Source organism: Streptomyces xingningensis (assembly GCF_054957865.1).
Genome location: NZ_JBDJPF010000023.1, coordinates 21304 through 40134 on the forward strand (window position 1 = coordinate 21304; position 18831 = coordinate 40134).

The 18831-nt window shown below is 68.9% G+C and carries 15 protein-coding genes; 6 read left to right on the top strand and 9 right to left on the bottom strand.

The annotated features are described in order from the left end of the window. Positions 1-13: 13 nt before the first annotated feature. From ABCR83_RS14400 to ABCR83_RS14415, 4 genes are read left to right on the top strand one after another with little or no spacing between them, the layout of a single operon-like run. Complete coding sequence (locus tag ABCR83_RS14400; RefSeq protein ID WP_462695365.1) at positions 14-553, top strand: SRPBCC family protein; 540 nt, start codon at positions 14-16, stop codon at positions 551-553. Positions 554-608: 55 nt separating this feature from the next. Further along, entirely contained in the window at positions 609-2201 is a 1593-nt protein-coding gene (locus ABCR83_RS14405; RefSeq protein ID WP_462695366.1) for a class I adenylate-forming enzyme family protein, read from the top strand. Then, on the top strand, positions 2198-3517 hold the full coding sequence (locus tag ABCR83_RS14410) for an FAD-dependent monooxygenase (RefSeq protein WP_462695367.1): 1320 nt from the start codon (positions 2198-2200) through the stop codon (positions 3515-3517). Before ABCR83_RS14405 ends, ABCR83_RS14410 begins: the two co-directional genes overlap by 4 nt. A 59-nt stretch (positions 3518-3576) precedes the next feature. Next, positions 3577-4956, top strand: coding sequence for an FAD-binding oxidoreductase (locus ABCR83_RS14415; protein ID WP_462695368.1), 1380 nt, complete (start codon positions 3577-3579; stop codon positions 4954-4956). Positions 4957-5064: 108 nt separating this feature from the next. Here ABCR83_RS14415 and ABCR83_RS14420 read toward each other — a convergent pair whose 3' ends face one another. The 6 genes from ABCR83_RS14420 to ABCR83_RS14445 all read right to left on the bottom strand — a co-directional run bounded on the left by ABCR83_RS14420 (position 5065) and on the right by ABCR83_RS14445 (position 11834). Beyond that, the gene (locus ABCR83_RS14420) at positions 5065-5955 is read right to left on the bottom strand and encodes a hypothetical protein (RefSeq protein ID WP_462695369.1); all 891 of its coding nucleotides are present in this window, start codon (positions 5953-5955) and stop codon (positions 5065-5067) included. Positions 5956-6328: 373 nt separating this feature from the next. Next, entirely contained in the window at positions 6329-7057 is a 729-nt protein-coding gene (locus tag ABCR83_RS14425; protein WP_462695370.1) for an NAD(P)-dependent oxidoreductase, read from the bottom strand. A gap of 53 nt (positions 7058-7110) precedes the next feature. Beyond that, positions 7111-7872, bottom strand: coding sequence for a class I SAM-dependent methyltransferase (locus ABCR83_RS14430; RefSeq protein WP_462695371.1), 762 nt, complete (start codon positions 7870-7872; stop codon positions 7111-7113). Between the two features lie 155 nt (positions 7873-8027). Further along, positions 8028-9026, bottom strand: a complete 999-nt coding sequence (locus ABCR83_RS14435) for an isopenicillin N synthase family dioxygenase (RefSeq protein WP_462695372.1) — start codon at positions 9024-9026, stop codon at positions 8028-8030. A 263-nt stretch (positions 9027-9289) separates the two neighbouring features. Beyond that, entirely contained in the window at positions 9290-10303 is a 1014-nt protein-coding gene (locus ABCR83_RS14440) for an isopenicillin N synthase family dioxygenase (protein ID WP_462695373.1), read from the bottom strand. Between the two features lie 34 nt (positions 10304-10337). Further along, positions 10338-11834 (bottom strand): MFS transporter, encoded by a 1497-nt coding sequence (locus tag ABCR83_RS14445; RefSeq protein WP_462695374.1) that lies wholly within the window; start codon positions 11832-11834, stop codon positions 10338-10340. Positions 11835-12182: 348 nt separating this feature from the next. Here ABCR83_RS14445 and ABCR83_RS14450 point away from each other — a divergent pair, with 348 nt between their 5' ends. Both ABCR83_RS14450 and ABCR83_RS14455 read left to right on the top strand, forming a co-directional pair. Continuing rightward, positions 12183-12914, top strand: coding sequence for a TetR/AcrR family transcriptional regulator (locus ABCR83_RS14450; protein ID WP_462695375.1), 732 nt, complete (start codon positions 12183-12185; stop codon positions 12912-12914). A gap of 37 nt (positions 12915-12951) precedes the next feature. Next, positions 12952-13647 carry an HAD family hydrolase gene (locus ABCR83_RS14455; RefSeq protein ID WP_462695376.1) on the top strand — a complete coding sequence of 232 codons (696 nt, stop codon included), beginning with the start codon at positions 12952-12954 and terminating at the stop codon, positions 13645-13647. A gap of 29 nt (positions 13648-13676) precedes the next feature. Here ABCR83_RS14455 and meaB read toward each other — a convergent pair whose 3' ends face one another. The 3 genes from meaB to mutA are packed head-to-tail and all read right to left on the bottom strand — an operon-like array spanning position 13677 to position 18761. Next, the gene (meaB, locus tag ABCR83_RS14460; RefSeq protein ID WP_462695377.1) at positions 13677-14675 is read right to left on the bottom strand and encodes a methylmalonyl Co-A mutase-associated GTPase MeaB; all 999 of its coding nucleotides are present in this window, start codon (positions 14673-14675) and stop codon (positions 13677-13679) included. Between the two features lie 7 nt (positions 14676-14682). After that, positions 14683-16899, bottom strand: coding sequence for a methylmalonyl-CoA mutase (gene scpA / locus ABCR83_RS14465; RefSeq protein WP_462695378.1), 2217 nt, complete (start codon positions 16897-16899; stop codon positions 14683-14685). Continuing rightward, on the bottom strand, positions 16899-18761 hold the full coding sequence (gene mutA / locus ABCR83_RS14470; RefSeq protein ID WP_462695379.1) for a methylmalonyl-CoA mutase small subunit: 1863 nt from the start codon (positions 18759-18761) through the stop codon (positions 16899-16901). Before mutA ends, scpA begins: the two co-directional genes overlap by 1 nt. Between the last annotated feature and the right edge of the window lie 70 nt (positions 18762-18831).

Genomic DNA, 18831 nt, shown 5'->3' on the forward strand with positions numbered 1-18831 from the left:
GATGATTTCCCTCATGACCCCAGGCACCGAAAGCGCGTTCCTCTTCGAGATCAGCATCGAATCCCATATCGCCAAAACTCCTAAATTCGTCTACTCGGTGGTCAGCGACCTCCCGCGCTGTCACCAGTGGAGCGAGGAATGCACCGGCGGCGAATGGATTCACGGCGAACCCGGCGCCCTGGGCTCGGTGTTCCGCGGCCACAACTTCCGGCGGGCCGACGTGGTGGCGTGGGCACCGGTGGTCCGCGGCCCGTGGACCACGACGGCCGAGGTGGTGTCGGCCGAGCCCGGCCGCCGCTTCTCCTGGGCGATGCGCAGCAACATCGGCCGGCCCCAGGACAGCGTCTGGAGCTTTGTCCTCCGCCCTGCCGAAGGTGGCACGGCGCTCACTCACCACTTCCGTATGGGCGCCCCCACCGAGGGAATCCAGGGCATCACGGCCGAGATGAACGACGACGAGAAGAAGAGGTTCTTCAAGGAATGGGGAGCCAAGGTGAAAACCGACATGGCTGCCACCGTCGGTCGCCTCAAGAAGGTCATCGAGGCCGACTGACCCAACGTCACCAACCCAACGTCCCCGAAAATACCCGTTGATCCGAGGTGGGCGCATGCTTCTCCAGCGCGTAGGAAATCGCGGCATCAGGCTGGGCACGCTGTTCGACCGGGCAGCCGCCAGGTATCCGACGAACGTCCTGCTTCTCGACCACGATCTGGACATCGCGCCGGAACGGGGACGGAGCATGACGATGACGGACGTCGCCGATCTCGTCAGCGACTTCGGCTCCCGGCTGTGGCGCGCGGGCCTACGGCCCGGCGACCATGCGGTGATTCACAAGAGCAATTCATTTGACATCACCCTGCTCGCCATCGCCGCCGCACGGATCGGCGCCGTCCCGATCCTTCTGTCGCCGCACCTGGACGGTGAGACGGTCACCGCGCTGCTGCGCCGGGTCGACCGCCCGTACCTGATCACCGATGCCGCGAAGCTGGCCGGTTCGCTGCCCGACGCGGTCTTCGCGCTCAGCCACCGGGTACTGCTGGGCTCGGGTACCGACGAACGCGCCACGAATCTGGCCGAGTTGGCCGGCACACCGCGCATCCCCGCGCTGGAGCTGCCACCCGACCATCCGACCCTGGTCACGCACACCTCCGGCACCACGGGCATCCCCAAGCTTGCCGTGCACACCGCCTTCAGCCTTGAGGCCCGCTACCGACCGCAGGCGCTGGCCACGGCGCTGATGAGGCGACGCGAGCCGGTGGCCATCCATGTCTCCTTTGTGCACTCGCGCCTCTTCACCGCCCTCGCCATCTCGCTGCTGCGCGGCTTCCCGGTGGCGGTCCTCGCGGACGCCGATCCGCGAGGAGTGTCCCGGCTGTTCGCCCGGCTGCGCCCGGCCGTGCTCGAAGCCCACCCGAACACCTACCTGAGCTGGGAGCAGCTCGCCTCCGACCCGCTGGAGCCCCTGTCCAACGTCAAATTCTTCAGCAGTACGTTCGACGCCCTGCACCCGCGCACCGTGCGCACCCTGCTCGGCGCGTCCCGGCGCCGGTCCCCGCGGTTCGGCCAGATCTACGGGCAGAGCGAAGTCGGCCCGAGCGTCGCCCGTTCGTACAGCGGGCGTCGCTCGCCGGAGGCGGACGGGCGCTGCGTGGGCATCCCGTTCCCGGGCATGACCGGGGTGCGGGTGGTGAGCCGCGACGGGAAGCGGCCGACCGCATCCTCACCGGGCTATATCGAGGTCAGCAGTGACGGCCGGATCCGGACCTATCTGGGCGAGCAGGACCGGTTCGAGCAGCAGGCCGCCGAACGGTGGTGGCGCATGGGCGACTTGGGCTACCGCACCCGCTGGGGGTGTCTGCACCTCATGGACCGGGAGGTGGACGAGATCCCCGGATTCGGCAGCACCCTGTCGGTGGAGGACCAGCTGTTCTCCCGCCTCGCCGAGCTGTCCGAAGTCGTGATCATCCCCTCGGAGGACGGGCCGCCCCGCCCGGTGGTGTGCACCAAGGACGACCGGCCGCTGGACCGCACGGCCTGGCGTCTGGCGGTGGCCGGCCTGCCGGAGATGGCCGCGCCGGTGCAGTGGCGGCAGGCGGACCTGCCGCAGACGGCCACCACCAAGATCAAACGACTTGAGCTGGCCCGCCTGGTCGGAGCGCGCCCGGTCGCGGCCGACGAGCGGCCCGGGGAGCAGGCATGACGACGGTCGTCATCGCCGGCGGTGGCATCGGCGGCCTCGCCACGGCGCTCAGTGTCTCGGCCCAGGGGCACCGCGTCGTGGTGTGTGAGCGCAACGCCGAGTTCGCCGAACTCGGCGCGGGCATCCAGCTCGCCCCGAACGGCATGTCCGCGCTCAGCCGGCTCGGCCTGGCCGCGGCCGTCCGCCGGATCGCGGTGCCGGTCGGGGAGCTGCGCTTCATGGACGGCGTCTCCGGTGAGCACGTCGTCAGCATGCCGCTGGACGAGCGCTACCGCGCCCGCTTCGGCAACGCCTACGTCGTGGTGCACCGCGGCGAGCTCTACCGGCTGCTGCTGCAGGCCTGCCGGGACGGCGACCTGATCGAACTGCGGCCGTCCTGCCCGGTCGTCGGCTACCAACACGCCGACCGGGGAGTGCGGGTGCTGCTGGGGGACGGGACCGCCCTGACCGCGGACGCCCTGGTGGGCGCCGACGGCCTGCACTCCGCGGTGCGCGCGCAGCTGGTGGGGGACGGCAGGCCACGCAACGCGGGCATCACCGTGTACCGGTCGATCGTGCCCATGGAGCGAGTGCCCCCGGGCCTGCGTCACCAGTCGGTGACGTGGTGGGCCGGACCGGGGCGCCACTTTGTGCACTATCCCATCGCCGGAGGCCGCTATCTCAACCTGGCGCCCAGCGTGGAGAACCAGCCGGCCGAGACCTTCTCCGGAACGGCGGTGCCGGCCGCGGAAGTACTCGGGGAATTCGCGGTGCTCTGCGACACCGCGCGGCGGCTTCTGGAACTGGGCACGGAGTGGAAGGCGTGGGTCCTGGTCGACCGGGAGCCGGTGGACCGCTGGACCGACGGATGTGTCGCCCTCCTCGGCGACGCGGCCCACCCGATGCTGCACTACGCGGCGCAGGGTGCGTGTATGGCCCTGGAGGACGCGGTGGTGCTCGGTGAACTGCTGAACTGCCCCGCGGCACGGTTCGGTTCGCGGCTTCGCCGCTACCACGCGGATCGCCGGGAGCGCACCGCGCGAGTGCACCGGCTGGCCCGGGACAGCATCGGGCTGTGGCACGCCAGGGACGCGGTGGCCGCCGCCCGCAACACGGCGCTGGCCGCAATGTCGGCGACCGACCTGTACGACTACGTGGCATGGCTGCACGGTGCGCGGAGTTTCGCGGCACCGGACGCCGGCTCACCGCCGGGCCCCGCGGACGAGGGCACCTACACGCTGGCGGGCTATCTCGGCCCCGCGCACGGGGAACGCCCGGACCGGGCCACGCCGTCCGGCACTTACACCCTGGGGGGCTATCTGGAGCCCGAGAGCTGACGTCATCGTGACTTCTCGCCCAGGGGACCGACTCTCCTGCAGGAAAGGGACCGCTGTAGATGATCATCGACAACCCGCCGGACGAGTTCTTCCCTCTGGTGGACACCGTCCGGGGCCGGGTGCTGGCTGCCGGCCAGGACGGCTATGACGAGGAACTCAGCGGCTACCAGACCGGATTCCGCCACCGGCCCGCGGTGCTGGTGAGTGCGCTCGGGGCCGAGGATGTGCAGGCGGCCGTGAAATACGCCGTCGCGCGGGGGATGGCGGTCGCGGTGCAGTCCACCGGGCACGGAATCACCGTGCCCGACGAGGGCGGCCTACTGATCAAGACCGACCGGATGGCCCGGATCACCGTGGACCCGGTGGCCAGGCGCGCCTGGGTCGAGGCCGGAGCACGTTGGGAGCAGGTGATGGAAAAGGCCGGGCCGCACGGGCTGGTTCCGCTCAATGGCTCCGCCGGGCACGTCGGTGTCGCCGGCTACACACTGGCCGGTGGCGTGGGTCTGCTCGCCCGCGAATTCGGCTATGCGGCCGACCATGTCCATGCTCTCGACGTGGTCACCGCCGACGGTGAGTTGCGGCATGTGACGGCCGACAGCGATCCCGGCCTCTTCTGGGCCCTGCGTGGCGCACGCGACAACTTCGGTGTCGTCACCGGCCTGGAGATCGGGCTCCAGCCGGTCGAACGCATCTACGGCGGCGGCCTGTTCTTCGGTTCCGAACACGCCGAGGCCGTCATGTCCTTCTTCCGCGAGTGGACCGCCCGGGTCCCCGAGACCATGACCGCGTCCCTGGGCATGCTCGGCTACCCGCCGAACCCCGCGTTGCCCGAGCCGCTGCGCGGCCGGCATGCGGTGCACATCCGCTTCGCCAGCACCGACCTCACCGGCGGACCCGAGCTGGTGCGGCCCTGGCTCGACGTCGCCCCCGTCCTCCTCGACCACCTCGGCGAGCTGCCCTACGGCGAAGCCGGCTCGATCTACCGCGAACCGAACTTCCCCAACGCCTACGACGGCAACAACGTGCTGCTGAGCGAGCTGGACCCGGCGGTGCTCGACGCGGTCCGCGAACTGGCCGGTGCGGACGCACCGGTGGGGTGCATCGTGGAGCTCCGCCACCTCGGCGGAGCCCTGTCGCGCCGGCCCGCGGTACCGAACGCGGTCTCCTTCCGGGAGGCCGGCTACGTCCTGCGCGTGGTGTCCTCGACCGACGGGCCGGAGTTGGCGGACATCCGCGCCGTCCACCGGCGTCTCGATGACGCCGTCGCGCCCTGGACGCTGGGCCGGTCGCTCAACTTCGTCTACGGCAAGCGGGCCGCCGACGACTTCCGGTCCGAGCTGTACGAGAAGCCCGTCCTGGAACGGCTGGCCTCGCTCAAGGCCGTCTACGACCCGGCCAATGTCTTCCGCCGCAACCAGAACATCGAGCCCGAAGCCTGAGGCCGCCCCGGTCGGTGCGGTCCGCGGCCCTCGCGCACCGCACCGGTCCGGGCAAACCGGTGGTGACCCGGCCATCTGCGAACCCGCGTCGGCGACCGGGACTTGACCTCAGACCTGCCGTGGCAGCCGGCCCTTGTCTTCCTGGCCCACGGCGCCCACGACGGCACACTCCTCGATCCCGATCCGCCGGACGGCGCTGCTGTCCCGGTCGACGAGCACCGGCTCATCGCCGAACCGGGTCGGCACCCGGGGCTCGTACGAGACCAGGAGCGAGCGCAGGACGCCCGGCACCGCGCCGTCCATGCCGGCGTCCGCGAGCTTGCTGAGCCGCTGCGCGTCCCGTCCGTTGCCGCACTTTGTGAGGTGATAGCTGAGACAGGACAGGATGTACGCGCCCAGGTGCCGGTCGCCCGCGAGGCCGGACGCCCGCAGTGCCGCCAGCAGGTACTGCTGGCCCCGCACATACTGGCCCTGGTCCTCGGCCAGCCAGCCGGCGAGCTGCGCCAGCTCCGCTATCGCCCGGTAGAGCCGTTTGCCGGTCGGCGCGTCATAGGCCGCCTTTTTGGTCAAGTACCGGGCCCAACGCAGCTCGTGCACCACCCAGTTCATGATGAGCGCGCTGTCCTGTGAGGCGCACAGCCTGCGTAACCGCGCGACCCGGGCGACCAGTACGTCGACCATTTCCGCGGAGAGCTCGGCGCCCTCCGGCCGCGCCACGGCCGGCCTGCTGTCGGTCGTCAGCCAGTCGACGGCGAGCAGCACCAGCACGGCACCGGGCACCGGCTCGCCCGGCCGCGGAGGTCCCCCGCTCTCGTGCTCATCCGGACCGACGAGCGAGCGCAGGATGTGGTCGACGTGCTCCTCCGACCACGGCGGGCCGAGGCCCGGGTCGTCAGTACCACCGGGCTCGGTGTCCGGGAAACGCTGCGGCCAGATCTGGCCGATATCGATCCTTCTGCCCAGCTGGTCGGAGAGGATGGCGACGACAAAATCAGGCACCTGGCCCCGGGGGTACGCGCCTTTTGCCCAGCCATACGGCGCCTTGAGGCTGACGGTGCCCTCGCCGTATCGTCGATTGATTTCCCGGGCAAGCCGCTCGGGTGACCAGTGCAGAATTTCGAGGAATGTTGCGAGCTTCGACCCTTTGCGCACTGGTGCATCTCCCCCTTGAGGCTGTCCTTCGAGCGCACGGTCAGACTTTTTCAACCTACCTGATTGGCACATCTGTTCCCATACCGCCGTAGCATTGTAGCGACAGGTGCAGCTCAAGTCGATCGTGCAACCAGAGACTTGGGGGACAGGGGGATAAACACGCGGATGGCGGCACCACTCTCATTGCAGGTGGTGTCGCCATCCGGGCATGGCCAGAAGTCTACTTGTGGTCCCAGGATCCGATGCGCATAACTTCCTTCTTCAATACGTCTCCGAAGGTCGGAACTCCATCGGTGGTGAACACCGAGACGACCGAGCGAACATGAGCGTCATCGGTCACCTCGCGCAGCAGGGAATGCGCCAGGTCGATACGTGATGTGTAAAGCCCGGGTGACTCCGGCGGGCCGAAGTGGTAATTGCTGACGAGGTCGGTGTTGAAGAGTGCGGACGGCCGGACGATGGTCCAGTCGAGGTCCGTCGCGCGCACGATCTGCTCCATGCGCACCATGTCGTCGTACAGTGTCCGGCCGAGGGTGGTCAGGATGGGGTAGAGCACTCTGCGGTACATGAATCGCTCATAGAGCGGCTTTTCGCCGGCCGACCGATTGGCGTGCACGGCGAGCAGACGGGAGGTCACCGTGACCAATCGCTTGACACCGTGCAGGGTCATCGCATCGGTGATATGCGTGATGCCACGGGAAAGCACCGTCACGGGCTCGCGCCCATAAGGCACACCCAGGATCGATATCACCGCATCCTGTCCGGCCACCGCACGCTCGACCGCCGCCTTGTCGTACACGTCCGCACCGAAGGTCTGCAGGCGCGGGTCGGACAGCGGAAAACCATCGGGCCGTCGCACGACGGCGGTCACCGTGTGGCCCGCGGCGAGCGCCTGCCCGGTGAGATGCCGCCCGGTCGAACTGTTTGCTCCGAATACAGCGAGCTTCAATGGGATTCTCCGTCTCGAGAAGGTTCCGCAGCTCCGGTTCCGGCTGTTTCGGATTACGGCTTGACGGCCGTGTAGAGAGCGAACGGCGGGTTCGCCACGAAGTCGGCCCAGTATCCCTTCTCGGACAGGCCGGCCAGATGCCCGGGGGCGCGGTTCGGGAGACGCCGGACATCGATGAGACCGGCCTTCTCCATCGCTTCTTCCGTGGTGCCGGCCGGCCAGAAGAATCCGTCGAATCCAACGTGTGGATCGACATCCATCTCGATGTGGATCACCTGGCGGTCCCCATGCTTCTCCTTGGGGGTGATGGAGAGGCCATAGCGCCCGTAGACGGACATCTTCTCAAGATCGATGTCCGGGTTCGAACACAGCGCGACCATCTTGCCGCCGGACACCAGATTCTTGGCGCACCGCGACACCATCTCGTGGTATTCAGCGGCATCCTTGGCGTGTACAAACGCCCAGATGGGTGCCACGATGTCGAATTCGCCGAGTACCGGCAGCTCGGCGGCGTCGACTGCCTCGTATGTGATGCCCAGCGGCTGTTCGGCCTCGATCTGGCGAGCCACGTCGACCATGCTCTGTTCGATGTCGACGCCGACGACCTTTTCGGCACCAAGCCGCTTGAAGATACGGGAGTAGAACCCCGTGCCGCAGGCCACGTCCAGGATTCGCTTCCCGGTGAGGTCGGGAATTCCGGAGAGCAGTGTCTCCCGTTCGACAAAGGCGTACGGGAGATTCTTGACGTTGTCGTACTGGGTGCTCGAAGCCTGGTACTGCTCACTGATCCTGTCGTGGTGAACGCTCTTCTGCACGATCCACTGCCTTTCTGTGGAGCAGGATGGCAAGCCAGTTGAATTTCCGTGCAGCCATCCCGCAGCCTATCCGGAAGCGGTGCCTGGATTTGACAGTAGTTTGGCCGGCGGCGGGGGGCCACGCCCGGCCTTGGCATCTGTCAACTCGGGTCAAATCAGGTGAATATCTTCTGCACCTTGCGGGATACCCACTCACTGACGGTCACGGCATCGAACCGCTCCACGGAGGGTGAGTCCCGGAACGGCCGCATCGGTTCGATGGAGGCGTCGTGGTTGGGGAGGTAGAAGAACGGGATGGTGAGCCGGGAAGAGGTGTCACCACGCTCGGGGTTGACCACACGGTGCAAGGTCGAGACCCAGCGCCCACCGGTCCACAGAGCCATCAGATCACCGATGTTGACCACAAAACTGCCGGGAATGGCAGCGACATCACGCCAGTCGTCCTCACCATGAAGGACCTGCAGACCACCACGGTCGTCCTCCTGATAGAGAACCGTCAGACTGCCGAAATCCGTATGCGGACCACGCCGCAACTGCCCCGGCAGCGGAGCCTCGATCTGCGGAGGATAGTAGTTGACGGCCACGGACGAACCATGGCGGTCAAACTTGTCACCGAAGAACTCCTCCTCCAGACCGAGCGCCAGGGCGAACAGGCGCATGAGATCAGCCGCCAGATCACCCATCGCCACCATGTACTCCTGCCACACCCCCCTGAAATCCCCAGGATTCTCCGGCCAAATGTTCTTGTGCGTCCAGCTCGCCCACTGGTCACCGAGATTCCCGCGCTCCTCCTCGCTCAACTCGCCCGTCACATGCGCGGCGAACGTCTCGCACAGGTCCGGGGGCGTCTCCTGATCGAGGCTGCGGGCAAGTGTGCCACCGGCCCTGCGATATCCGGACACGCCGGGACGGGAGGCGACCAGGTCCTTTTCCTCGTCCGGCAGCTTGAAGAACGAATTGGTCGCTGTGAACATGCGGTTGGTGAGCTCCGGGGAAACTCCATGCCCCACGATGATGAAAAATCCGGAGCTCTGCAGCGCATTGCCGATCGCCTCGGCAATCGCAGCGCGCCCTTGCGCACTGTCCCTGAAAGAAAGGTCGATGACCGGCACAAACCCATCGGCCACCGTGACAGCCAACTGATCGCCATTCATGGAATTTCCTCTCGCCTGATGCTCTCGGGATCCGGCAGCGGCGTCCCGTGTTGAGCGTAGGTGCGGCCGACAGCAGGCTGCCACGCCTTTATGGCGGGATCTGTCAACTCATCGGAGCCCCGAGCGCAGGATCTCCGCTACTCGCTCCGGTCCTTGACTCCCGCACGCACGACGAACAGCCGATCCGCCGGCCGATGTGCCTCTCGGGGGCGGGCACATCGGCGGCGAATCGGCCAGGTTCGGTAGCGGCAACCTCCTTTTCGCTATGGAGTTCCGGCGAACATCTTCTGGATCTTGCCCGATATCCACTGCCCGGCAATCACGCCGGTGTCGAACCGCGGCCGGCCGTCAGGCGATTCCACACACGGTCGTAGCGGTTCGATGGAGGCGTCGTGGTTGGGGAGGTAGAAGAACGGGATGGTGAGCCGGGAAGAGGTGTCACCACGCTCGGGGTTGACCACACGGTGCAAGGTCGAGACCCAGCGCCCACCGGTCCACAGAGCCATCAGATCACCGATGTTGACCACAAAACTGCCGGGAATGGCAGCGACATCACGCCAGTCGTCCTCACCATGAAGGACCTGCAGACCACCACGGTCGTCCTCCTGATAGAGAACCGTCAGACTGCCGAAATCCGTATGCGGACCACGCCGCAACTGCCCCGGCAGCGGAGCCTCGATCTGCGGAGGATAGTAGTTGACGGCCACGGACGAACCATGGCGGTCAAACTTGTCACCGAAGAACTCCTCCTCCAGACCGAGCGCCAGGGCGAACAGGCGCATGAGATCAGCCGCCAGATCACCCATCGCCACCATGTACTCCTGCCACACCCCCCTGAAATCCCCAGGATTCTCCGGCCAGATGTTCGCCAGCGTCCAGGTCGCCCACTGGTCACCGAGCTTTGCGCGCTCCTCCTCGCTCAACTCGCCCGTCACATGCGCGGCGAAGGCCTCGCACAGGTCCGGGGGCGTCTCCTGGTCGAGGCTGCGCGCGGTCGTGCCGCCCATCCGCCGGAAGCCGGAGACCCCCGGCCGGTGTGCGATCCGGTCCTTTTCCTCGCCGGGCAGCTTGAAGAACGCGTTCGTCACCGTGAACATGCGGTCGATGAGCTCCTGGGGCACCCCATGACCGACGATGACGAAGAACCCGGAGCTCACGCATGCCCGGTCGATCGCCTCCGCGATCGCAACGCGTCTGTGGGCTGTGTCCTTTGAGGACAGGTCGATGACGGGTACAAAACCACGGGCAGCGGCGGCGGCCACCTGGTTGCCATGCATCTCGCCAGTCTCTCCTCTCCGGCTGCTTCTTGATCTAGTTCGACGGTTCGAGTGCCACTTCCGGTTGGGCGGATCGCTGCCCCCCTCGGGAGAACAGGCCGACAGCGAGCGCGCCGCTCACCAGGACTCCGAATGCCACCCAGAGCGCCACCGCATAGCCATGCACGGTCCCGGCGTTAAGGGCTTCCGGACGGTTCCCGTGGTCCTTGAGGTACGACGTGGTGACGCTGGCCGCGATGGAGTTGAGCAGCGCGGTGCCGAACGCGGCGCCCACCTGCTGCACCGTGTTGTACGCCGCCGAGGCGACACCGGCCTCGGCCGGGTTCAGCGCGACCGTCGCCATGTTGGTCGCCACCGCCAGCAGGCAGCCGAGGCCGATACCGGTCAGGATCATGGATGGCGTCAGGTACACCAGGAACACATGCGAGCTGTCCACGGTCAGCTGGGTGAGGATCAGCATGCCGAGGGCGGAGGACAACAGGCTGCCCGCGATCAGGACGTTCGGGGCGACCCGCCGGTGCAGCTTCCCGGCGATCAGCATCGCGCCGACGGTGGTGCTGACGGCGTTCACCAGAATCGTCATGCCCGCCTTGACGGGCGAGTAGCCGAGGATCGTCTGCGTGTAGTAGCTCACGAAGAGGTAGAAGCCGAACATCGCGATGAACATCACGCAGACGGATACGAACGCGGAGCCCCGGGCCCGGTGGACGAGAATGCGCAGCGGCAGCAGCGGATGCTGGGACTTGGCCTCCACCAGGACGAACAGACCGAGCAGAACCACGCCGCCGATGAGCAGGGCGAGCACCTTCGGGTCGGCCCAGCCATGGGGTTCGGCCTGAGTGAAGCCGTAGACCAGTGAGACCAGACCCGCCGCGCTGAGCAGCACTCCGGGGATGTCGAGATTGCGCAGGTTGCCGCTCGGACGGTCCCGCAGGATGAGCGGAACACCGACCAGGGCGATCGCGGCCATCGGGAGGTTGATGTAGAGGCACCAGCGCCAGTCGGCGTACTCGGTGAGCAGTCCACCCGCCACCAGGCCGAGCGCCGCCCCGCCCGCGCCGACGCCGGCGAAGACTCCGAAGGCCTTTCCGCGTTCCCGCCCGTCGGTGAAGGTCAGGATGATCAGGGTCAGCGCCGCCGGGGCCAGCAGCGCGGCGAAGACGCCTTGTGCCGCGCGGGCGGCGAACAGGGTGCTCGCGTTGCTCGCCGCGCCACCGAGCCCCGAGGCCAGCGCGAAGCCGACCAGGCCGATGGTGAAGGACCGCCGGTTGCCGAGCGCACCGCACACGCGTCCGCCGACGAGCAGCAGGCCGCCGAAGGCGAGGGCGTAGGCCGTGATCACCCAGTGCCGGTCGACGTCCGTCATTCCCAGGTCTTGCTGTGCCGAGGGAAGCGCGATGTTCACGATGGTCGCGTCCAGAACGACCATCAGCTGAGCAAGGCTCACTACGGGGAGGGTCCACCAGCGCTTCGCGGACTGAGCCGGCGGCGCTGAGATCTCTTGCTGAATGTCTGTCACAACAACTCGCACTATGGTCGGGTGTCTAGAACGTTGGTCTAGTGCTGAGTGACTCTACTACAACTCTGCGCAGCGGGTCAGGACGGAAAGCCGGTTGCGGACGCCGCCCGGGAGCCCCAAGTAAGCCTGTGCCCAGGCAAGTTGCGAGTTTTTGAAATCGATGCGGACGCGGACCGGGGGCGCGGTCGGCGCGGCCGAGGGCACCCGGCAGCGGGCCGGACACGACCGGCCGGACGCCGTGTCGCCGCGTCCGTTCCACGGGCCGCATGGGCACCCGCGGGGCTCGGACCAGGCGCCCGGGCGTGTAAGACTCGACTGCGAACACTCGGCAATGCGTAGTGCGCCCTCGGGGTGAGCCGCGTGAATCTGGAGGTGAACGTCATCGCAGACAAAGAGCGTGTGAAGAGCCGGTCCGGCAGCGGAGGAGTCGGCAATGTCTGGCTTCGGCCCGCGCGTGGCACCAGAGAGGAACCACCGCTCACACGGGAACGCATCGTCCGAGCCGCCGTCACCCTGCTGGACGAGGAGGGCATGGAGCGGCTGACGATGCGTCGTCTGGCCGAGCGGCTCCAGGTGGGCGCGACAACCCTGTACTGGCACGTGGCGACCAAGGGCGACGTCATCGACCTCGCGGTCGACGCGATCTTCGGGGAAACGCCGGTCCCGGCCCACCGCGCCGACCATCCGCGGGAGGACATCGCGACCCTGGTCAACGACTGGCGACAGGCGATGCTGCGGCACCCCTGGGCGGCCACCGTGCCTTCGCGCCAACGGCCGCTGATGGGGCCCAACTTCCTGACCTGGATGGAATTCCTGCAATCCGCGCTGCTGCGCGCGGGACTGACCGACAAACGGCTCAACGCCGCGACATGGGCGCTTTACAACCATGTGATGGGCGCCACAGCCACCCAGTCCAACCTGCAGCTTTCCGCCGAGGAGACCCGGGCGGGCCAGGAATACCTGGAGAGCCAGCGCAATCAGTACCCGACCGTCGCGGCAAACAATTACATCGCCGATGACGACTGGGACACCAACTTCGCGGTCGGGCTGGAATTCCTACTCGACGGAATCGAGGCGCAGCCGCGGCACTGAGCTCGTGCCTCGGGGGGGCACTTGAGAAACTGGTGCCATGACGGTCAAAGCTGTTCTCTTCGACTTCTCCGGCACCCTCTTCCGTGTCGAATCCACCGCCTCATGGCTGCGGACCGTGCTCGGCCGGGCCGGCATCCGGCCGGACGAGGGCGAGTTCGCCCGGCTCGCGCATGAGCTGGAGGAGGCCGGTGCGCTGCCCGGTGGCGTGCCCCCGCGCACCGTGCCGACGTCCCTCGCCGGGGCCTGGGCGCAGCGGGACCGCAGCGCCCAGGAGCATCGGGCCGCGTATCTCGGGCTGATGCGGCAGGTCCGGCTGCCGGGGGCCGGGCTCCACGAGGCCTTGTACGCACGACACATGGAGCCGGAGGCCTGGCATCCGTATCCCGATGCGGCCGCGGTTCTCGCCGAGTTGCGGCGGCGTGGGGTGCGGGTCGCCGTGGTGAGCAACATCGGCTGGGATCTGCGTCCGGTGTTCCGGACGCATGGGCTCGACCCATGGGTGGATGCGTATGTGCTCTCTTTTGAGCACGGTGCGCAGAAGCCCGACCGGCGGCTGTTCGCGGCGGCGTGCGATGCGCTCGGGGTGGCGCCGGAGGAAGCGCTGATGGTCGGTGATGACGCGCGGGCCGATGGCGGGGCGGCCGAACTGGGCTGTGCGGTACGCCTGGTGGAGCACCGGCCGGTGGCGGAGCGGCCGGACGGGCTGCGGCCGGTGCTCGAGCTCGTCGGCTGACACTCCCGTTGGGGGAGTCGGAGGGCGCGTCAGGAAGCGGAAGCGCTGGTGCGGAACGCGCGCAGGACGCGCTCCGCCGCCAGGGTCGCCGTCAAGGTGCCCTCGCGCAGGCCCTGTTCCAGGCCGGGGGTCATCCGGCGCACCTCGGGGTGGTCGCGCAACTCCGCGAGAAGCTGTTCGCGGACCATCGACCAGGCCCATTCGACCTGTTGCTCACGGCGCCGTCCCTCGAGCCCGCCGGTGGCCTCCAGCACCCGGCGGTGCTGTTCCAGCCGCTCCCACAGGGTGTCCAGGCCGGTGCCCTCGCGGGCGCTGCAGGTGAGTACGGGCGGGTTCCAGGTGGCGTCCGGGGACTGCAACAGCCGGAGCGCGCCCGCCAGTTCACGGGCGGCGGACTTGGCGTCGCGTTCATGCGGACCGTCCGCCTTGTTGACCGCGACGATGTCGGCGAGTTCGAGCACGCCCTTCTTGATGCCCTGGAGCTGATCGCCGGTGCGGGCCAGGGTGAGCATCAGAAAGGTGTCGACCATGCCCGCGACCGCCGTCTCGGACTGGCCGACGCCGACCGTCTCCACCAGCACCACGTCATACCCTGCCGCTTCCATCACCACGATGGTCTCGCGGGTGGCCCTGGCGACCCCGCCCAGGGTCCCGGCGGTGGGCGAGGGGCGGACAAAGGCGGCGGGATCGACGGCGAGCCGCTCCATCCGGGTCTTGTCGCCCAGGATGGACCCGCCCGTACGGCTGGAGGACGGGTCGACGGCGAGCACCGCGACCCGGTGGCCCAGGCCGGTCAGCATGGTACCCAGCGCGTCGATGAAGGTGGACTTGCCCACCCCGGGCACCCCGGTGATGCCGATCCGCCGAGCCGGACCGGCATGCGCCTGCAGCTGGACCAGCATCCGCTGGGCCGGCTCCCGGTGGTCGGCGCGGGTGGACTCCACCAGGGTGATGGCGCGCGCGACGGCCGCCCGCTTGCCGTCGAGCACGCCCTTCACATAGGCGTCGAGGTCGATGGTCGGTGCCATGGCGAGGTCACAGCTCGTGGCCGAGGGCCCCCGCGAGGGTCGTCAGCAGCTCGTGGGCGGCGTCGGGAATCACCGTGCCCGGCGGGAACACCGCGGCGGCACCGGCTTCGAGCAGGGCCGGAACGTCCTGCGGCGGAATGACCCCACCGACGACGATCATGATGTCCGCCCGTCCCTCCGCGGCCAGTTGCTCACGCAGCGCCGGGACCAGCGTGAGATGGCCGGCCGCCAGCGAGTTGACGCCGACGATGTGCGCGTCGGCCTCCACCGCCTGCCGGGCGACCTCGGCCGGGGTCTGGAAGAGCGGGCCGACGTCCACGTCGAAGCCGAGGTCGGCGAAGGCGGTGGCAATCACCTTCTGACCGCGGTCATGGCCGTCCTGGCCCATCTTGGCGACCAGGATGCGCGGCCGGCGGCCGTCCTCCCGCTCGAACGCCGCCACCAGTGCGCGGGTGCGCTCCACCCCGGAGGAGTCTCCGGCCTCCTCGCGGTACACGCCGGAGATCGTACGGATCTGCCCGGCGTGCCGCCCGTACACCTTCTCCAGGGCGTCCGAGATCTCCCCGACGGTCGCCTGGGCGCGTGCCGCGTCGACGGCGAGCGCCAGCAGGTTGCCCTCCAGCCCGCGGCCGGGGCCCGCTTCGGCGGCGCGGGTGAGCGCGTGCAGCGCCTGCCGGCAGCCGTCCTCGTCGCGCTCGGCGCGCAACCGCCGCAGCTTGTCGATCTGCTGGGCGCGCACCGCGGAGTTGTCGACCTTGAGCACCTCGATCTGCTCGTCGCTGTCGGCCCGGTACTTGTTGACGCCGATCACCGGCTGCCGGCCCGAGTCGATCCGGGCCTGGGTGCGGGCCGCGGCCTCCTCGACGCGCAGCTTGGGGATGCCCGCGTCGATGGCCTGGGCCATGCCGCCCGCCGCCTCGACCTCCTGGATGTGCTGCCAGGCGCGCCGGGCCAGGTCGTGCGTCAGCTTCTCGACATAGGCGCTGCCGCCCCAGGGATCGATCACCCGGCAGGTGCCGGACTCCTGCTGGAGCAGCAGCTGGGTGTTGCGGGCGATGCGGGCGGAGAAGTCGGTGGGCAGGGCGAGGGCCTCGTCCAGGGCGTTGGTGTGCAGCGACTGGGTGTGGCCCTGGGTGGCGGCCATGGCCTCGACACAGGTGCGCGTCACATTGTTGAAGACGTCCTGGGCGGTCAGCGACCAGCCGGAGGTCTGTGAATGGGTGCGCAGCGACAGTGACTTGGGGTTCTCCGGCTCGAACTGCGCGACGAGGCGGGCCCACAGCAGCCGGGCGGCCCGGAGCTTGGCGATCTCCATGAAGAAGTTCATGCCGATCGCCCAGAAGAACGACAGCCGGGGTGCGAAGGCGTCGACATCGAGTCCGGCGCCGAGACCGGCGCGCAGATACTCGACCCCGTCCGCGAGGGTGTAGGCGAGCTCCAGGTCGGCAGTGGCCCCGGCCTCCTGGATGTGGTAGCCGGAGATGGAGATGGAGTTGTAGCGCGGCATCTTCTGCGAGGTGTACGCGAAGATGTCGGAGATGATCCGCATCGAGGGCTGGGGCGGATAGATATAGGTGTTGCGGACCATGAACTCCTTGAGGATGTCGTTCTGGATGGTCCCGGCCAGTTTCTCGGGCGGCACGCCCTGTTCCTCGGCGGCGACGATATAGAGGGCGAGGACGGGCAGCACGGCACCGTTCATCGTCATCGACACGCTCATCCGGTCCAGTGGGATGCCGTCGAAGAGCTGCCGCATGTCGTAGATGGAGTCGATGGCGACGCCCGCCATGCCGACGTCTCCGGTGACGCGGGGGTGGTCGCTGTCGTAACCGCGGTGGGTCGGCAGGTCGAAGGCGACGGACAGGCCCTTCTGCCCGGCCGCCAGATTGCGCCGGTAGAAGGCGTTGGACTCCTCGGCGGTGGAGAATCCGGCGTACTGCCGGATGGTCCAGGGCTGGTTGACGTACATCGTCGGGTACGGGCCGCGCAGATAGGGCGCGATGCCCGGGTAGGTGGCCAGGAAGTCCAGCCCGTGCAGGTCCTCGGCGGTGTAGAGCGGTTTGACGCCGATGCCCTCCGGGGTCTCCCAGAGCAGTTCCCCGGCACTCTTGCCGGTGCTCTCCTTCAGGGCCGCGCGCCAGGTCTGCGGATCGGCCGGGGCGTTGACCGGGCCGAGTTCGATCCCGGAGAAGTCGGCCGGGACACTGGAAAGATCGGGCCGCATCACGCCACTCCCATGCGGTCGAGGACGGAGGAGAGGACGGCGACCGCGTCACCGCCCGCGAAGACGAACTCGTCGACCCCGGCCCGCAGATACGCATCCCGCCGGTCGCCCGGCCGGCCGGCGAGGAACACCCGTCGGGCACCGGCCGACTTGAGCGCGGCGGCGACGGCCTCGGCCTGTTCGGCGTACAGCGCGTCGCCCGAGCACAGGCAGGCGATCGCGGCACCGCTGTGGGCGAACGCCTCGGCCACCGAGCCGGCGTCGACCGAGGAGGGCCGGTGCACGGGCTCGATGCCGCCCGCCTGGAAGAGGTTGGCCGCGAAGGTGGCGCGGCCGGTGTGCGCGGCGGCGGGGCCCAGGGCGGCGAGGAAGACCTTGGGCCGGGCACCGGTGGCGGCCAGGTGGGCGTCGGACCGGGCACGCAGTGCCTCGTACGCCTCGTCGCGGCGGACCCCGGGCAGGCCGCCAGGCGGCCGCCGTGGCGCGGGTTCGCGGGCGACCGGCTGCTCGCCGAGGTGCGGGAACTCGCTGACGCCGGTGATGGGTTCACGGCGGGTGGCGAGTTCGGCGGACCGGGCCTCCCAGGTGGCGGCCAGCCGTCGGCCGATCAGACCGTGCGCGGCCTGCTGCCCTCCGGCGCGTTCGATCTCCTGGAACCAGGCCCAGGCCGTGTGCGCGAGCTCGTCGGTGAGCCGTTCCACATACCAGGATCCGCCCGCCGGGTCGATGACCCGGGCCAGGTGGGACTCTTCGAGGAGGATGGACGAGGTGTTGCGCGCGATGCGGCGGGCGAAGGCGTCCGGCAGTCCGAGCGCCTCGTCGAAGGGCAGTACGGTGACGGCGTCCGCGCCGCCCGCTCCCGCGCCCAGACAGGCGAGGGTGGTGCGCAGCATGTTCACCCAGGGGTCGCGTCTGGCCATCATCACCCGTGAGGTGACGGCGTGTTGGCGCTGCGCGCGGTGGGCCGGGGATGCGCCGCTGACCTCGGCGACCCGGGCCCACAGCCGGCGGGCGGCGCGCAGGGTGGCGATGGTCAGGAACTGGTCGGCGGTGGCCGCGTAGCGGAACTCCAGCTGTGCGCAGGCCTCGTCGACGGTCAGCCCGGCCGCCGTGAGCGCGCGGAGATAGGCGACGCCGGTGGCCAGCGAGCAGCCCAGCTCCTGGGCGGCCGAACCGCCGGCCTCGTGGTAGGGCAGCGCGTCCACCAGGACGGCGCGCAGACCCGGGTAGTCGCGGGTGCACCGGGTGGCGAGTTCCCCGATGTCGACCGAGGGGTCCCGGCCGGTACGGGCCAGGGTGCCCAGCGGGTCGGCGCCGAGGTTTCCGGTGATCGCCTGACGGGGCACGCCGCGCCGGTCACAGAGGTGCAGCAGCGCATCGGCGGCGATCTCGGTTTCTGGGCCGGCATCCAGGACGACGGGGGCCAGGTCGAGGTGGACGCCGTCGAGGGCGGCCGGGAGCCCGTCCACCGGCAGCCCGGTTTCTCCGACGGTCAGCCAGAGGGAGGTGGCGCCGTTCTCGAGGTCCGCGAGGATGGCTTCATTGGTGTGGTGGGGGTCGGGGTGCGCGTGGTGCTGGCGGACGTCCCACCCGGAGAGCGCGGTCGCCTCGGCGCGTCCGCCGCGCACAAACGGGGGCAGCCCGGGGAGCCCGGGCAGGGCGGGGGCGTCGTCGGCCGTGTAGAGGGGTCGGGTGGTGAGCCCGTCCGGGAGCGCGGTGGCCAGCGCGTCCTCGGCCGCCGGGCCCTCGGCGGCGGTGCCCGTTTTGCGCAGCACGCCTTCGACAAGGCGCTGCCACTGCCGGCGGGTCGCGTCCGGGAACTCGGCGGCCAGGGAGAAGCCTTCATCGGGCAGGACCGTCATGGGGGAAGGCTAGGCGAGCGGGTGTGGTGGGCAGCAGGGGCAATGGCTGTGACCTTGGCCTCTTCCCATT

What these genes read in the sequence shown, in the direction of transcription:
- ABCR83_RS14400 (WP_462695365.1), top strand. Translation starts at nt 14, where the DNA reads ATGACCCCAGGCACCGAAAGCGCGTTCCTCTTCGAGATCAGCATCGAA.
- ABCR83_RS14405 (WP_462695366.1), top strand. Translation starts at nt 609, where the DNA reads ATGCTTCTCCAGCGCGTAGGAAATCGCGGCATCAGGCTGGGCACGCTG.
- ABCR83_RS14410 (WP_462695367.1), top strand. Translation starts at nt 2,198, where the DNA reads ATGACGACGGTCGTCATCGCCGGCGGTGGCATCGGCGGCCTCGCCACG.
- ABCR83_RS14415 (WP_462695368.1), top strand. Translation starts at nt 3,577, where the DNA reads ATGATCATCGACAACCCGCCGGACGAGTTCTTCCCTCTGGTGGACACC.
- ABCR83_RS14435 (WP_462695372.1), bottom strand. Translation starts at nt 9,026, where the DNA reads ATGAATGGCGATCAGTTGGCTGTCACGGTGGCCGATGGGTTTGTGCCG.
- ABCR83_RS14440 (WP_462695373.1), bottom strand. Translation starts at nt 10,303, where the DNA reads ATGCATGGCAACCAGGTGGCCGCCGCCGCTGCCCGTGGTTTTGTACCC.
- ABCR83_RS14455 (WP_462695376.1), top strand. Translation starts at nt 12,952, where the DNA reads ATGACGGTCAAAGCTGTTCTCTTCGACTTCTCCGGCACCCTCTTCCGT.
- meaB (WP_462695377.1), bottom strand. Translation starts at nt 14,675, where the DNA reads ATGGCACCGACCATCGACCTCGACGCCTATGTGAAGGGCGTGCTCGAC.
- scpA (WP_462695378.1), bottom strand. Translation starts at nt 16,899, where the DNA reads ATGCGGCCCGATCTTTCCAGTGTCCCGGCCGACTTCTCCGGGATCGAA.
- mutA (WP_462695379.1), bottom strand. Translation starts at nt 18,761, where the DNA reads ATGACGGTCCTGCCCGATGAAGGCTTCTCCCTGGCCGCCGAGTTCCCG.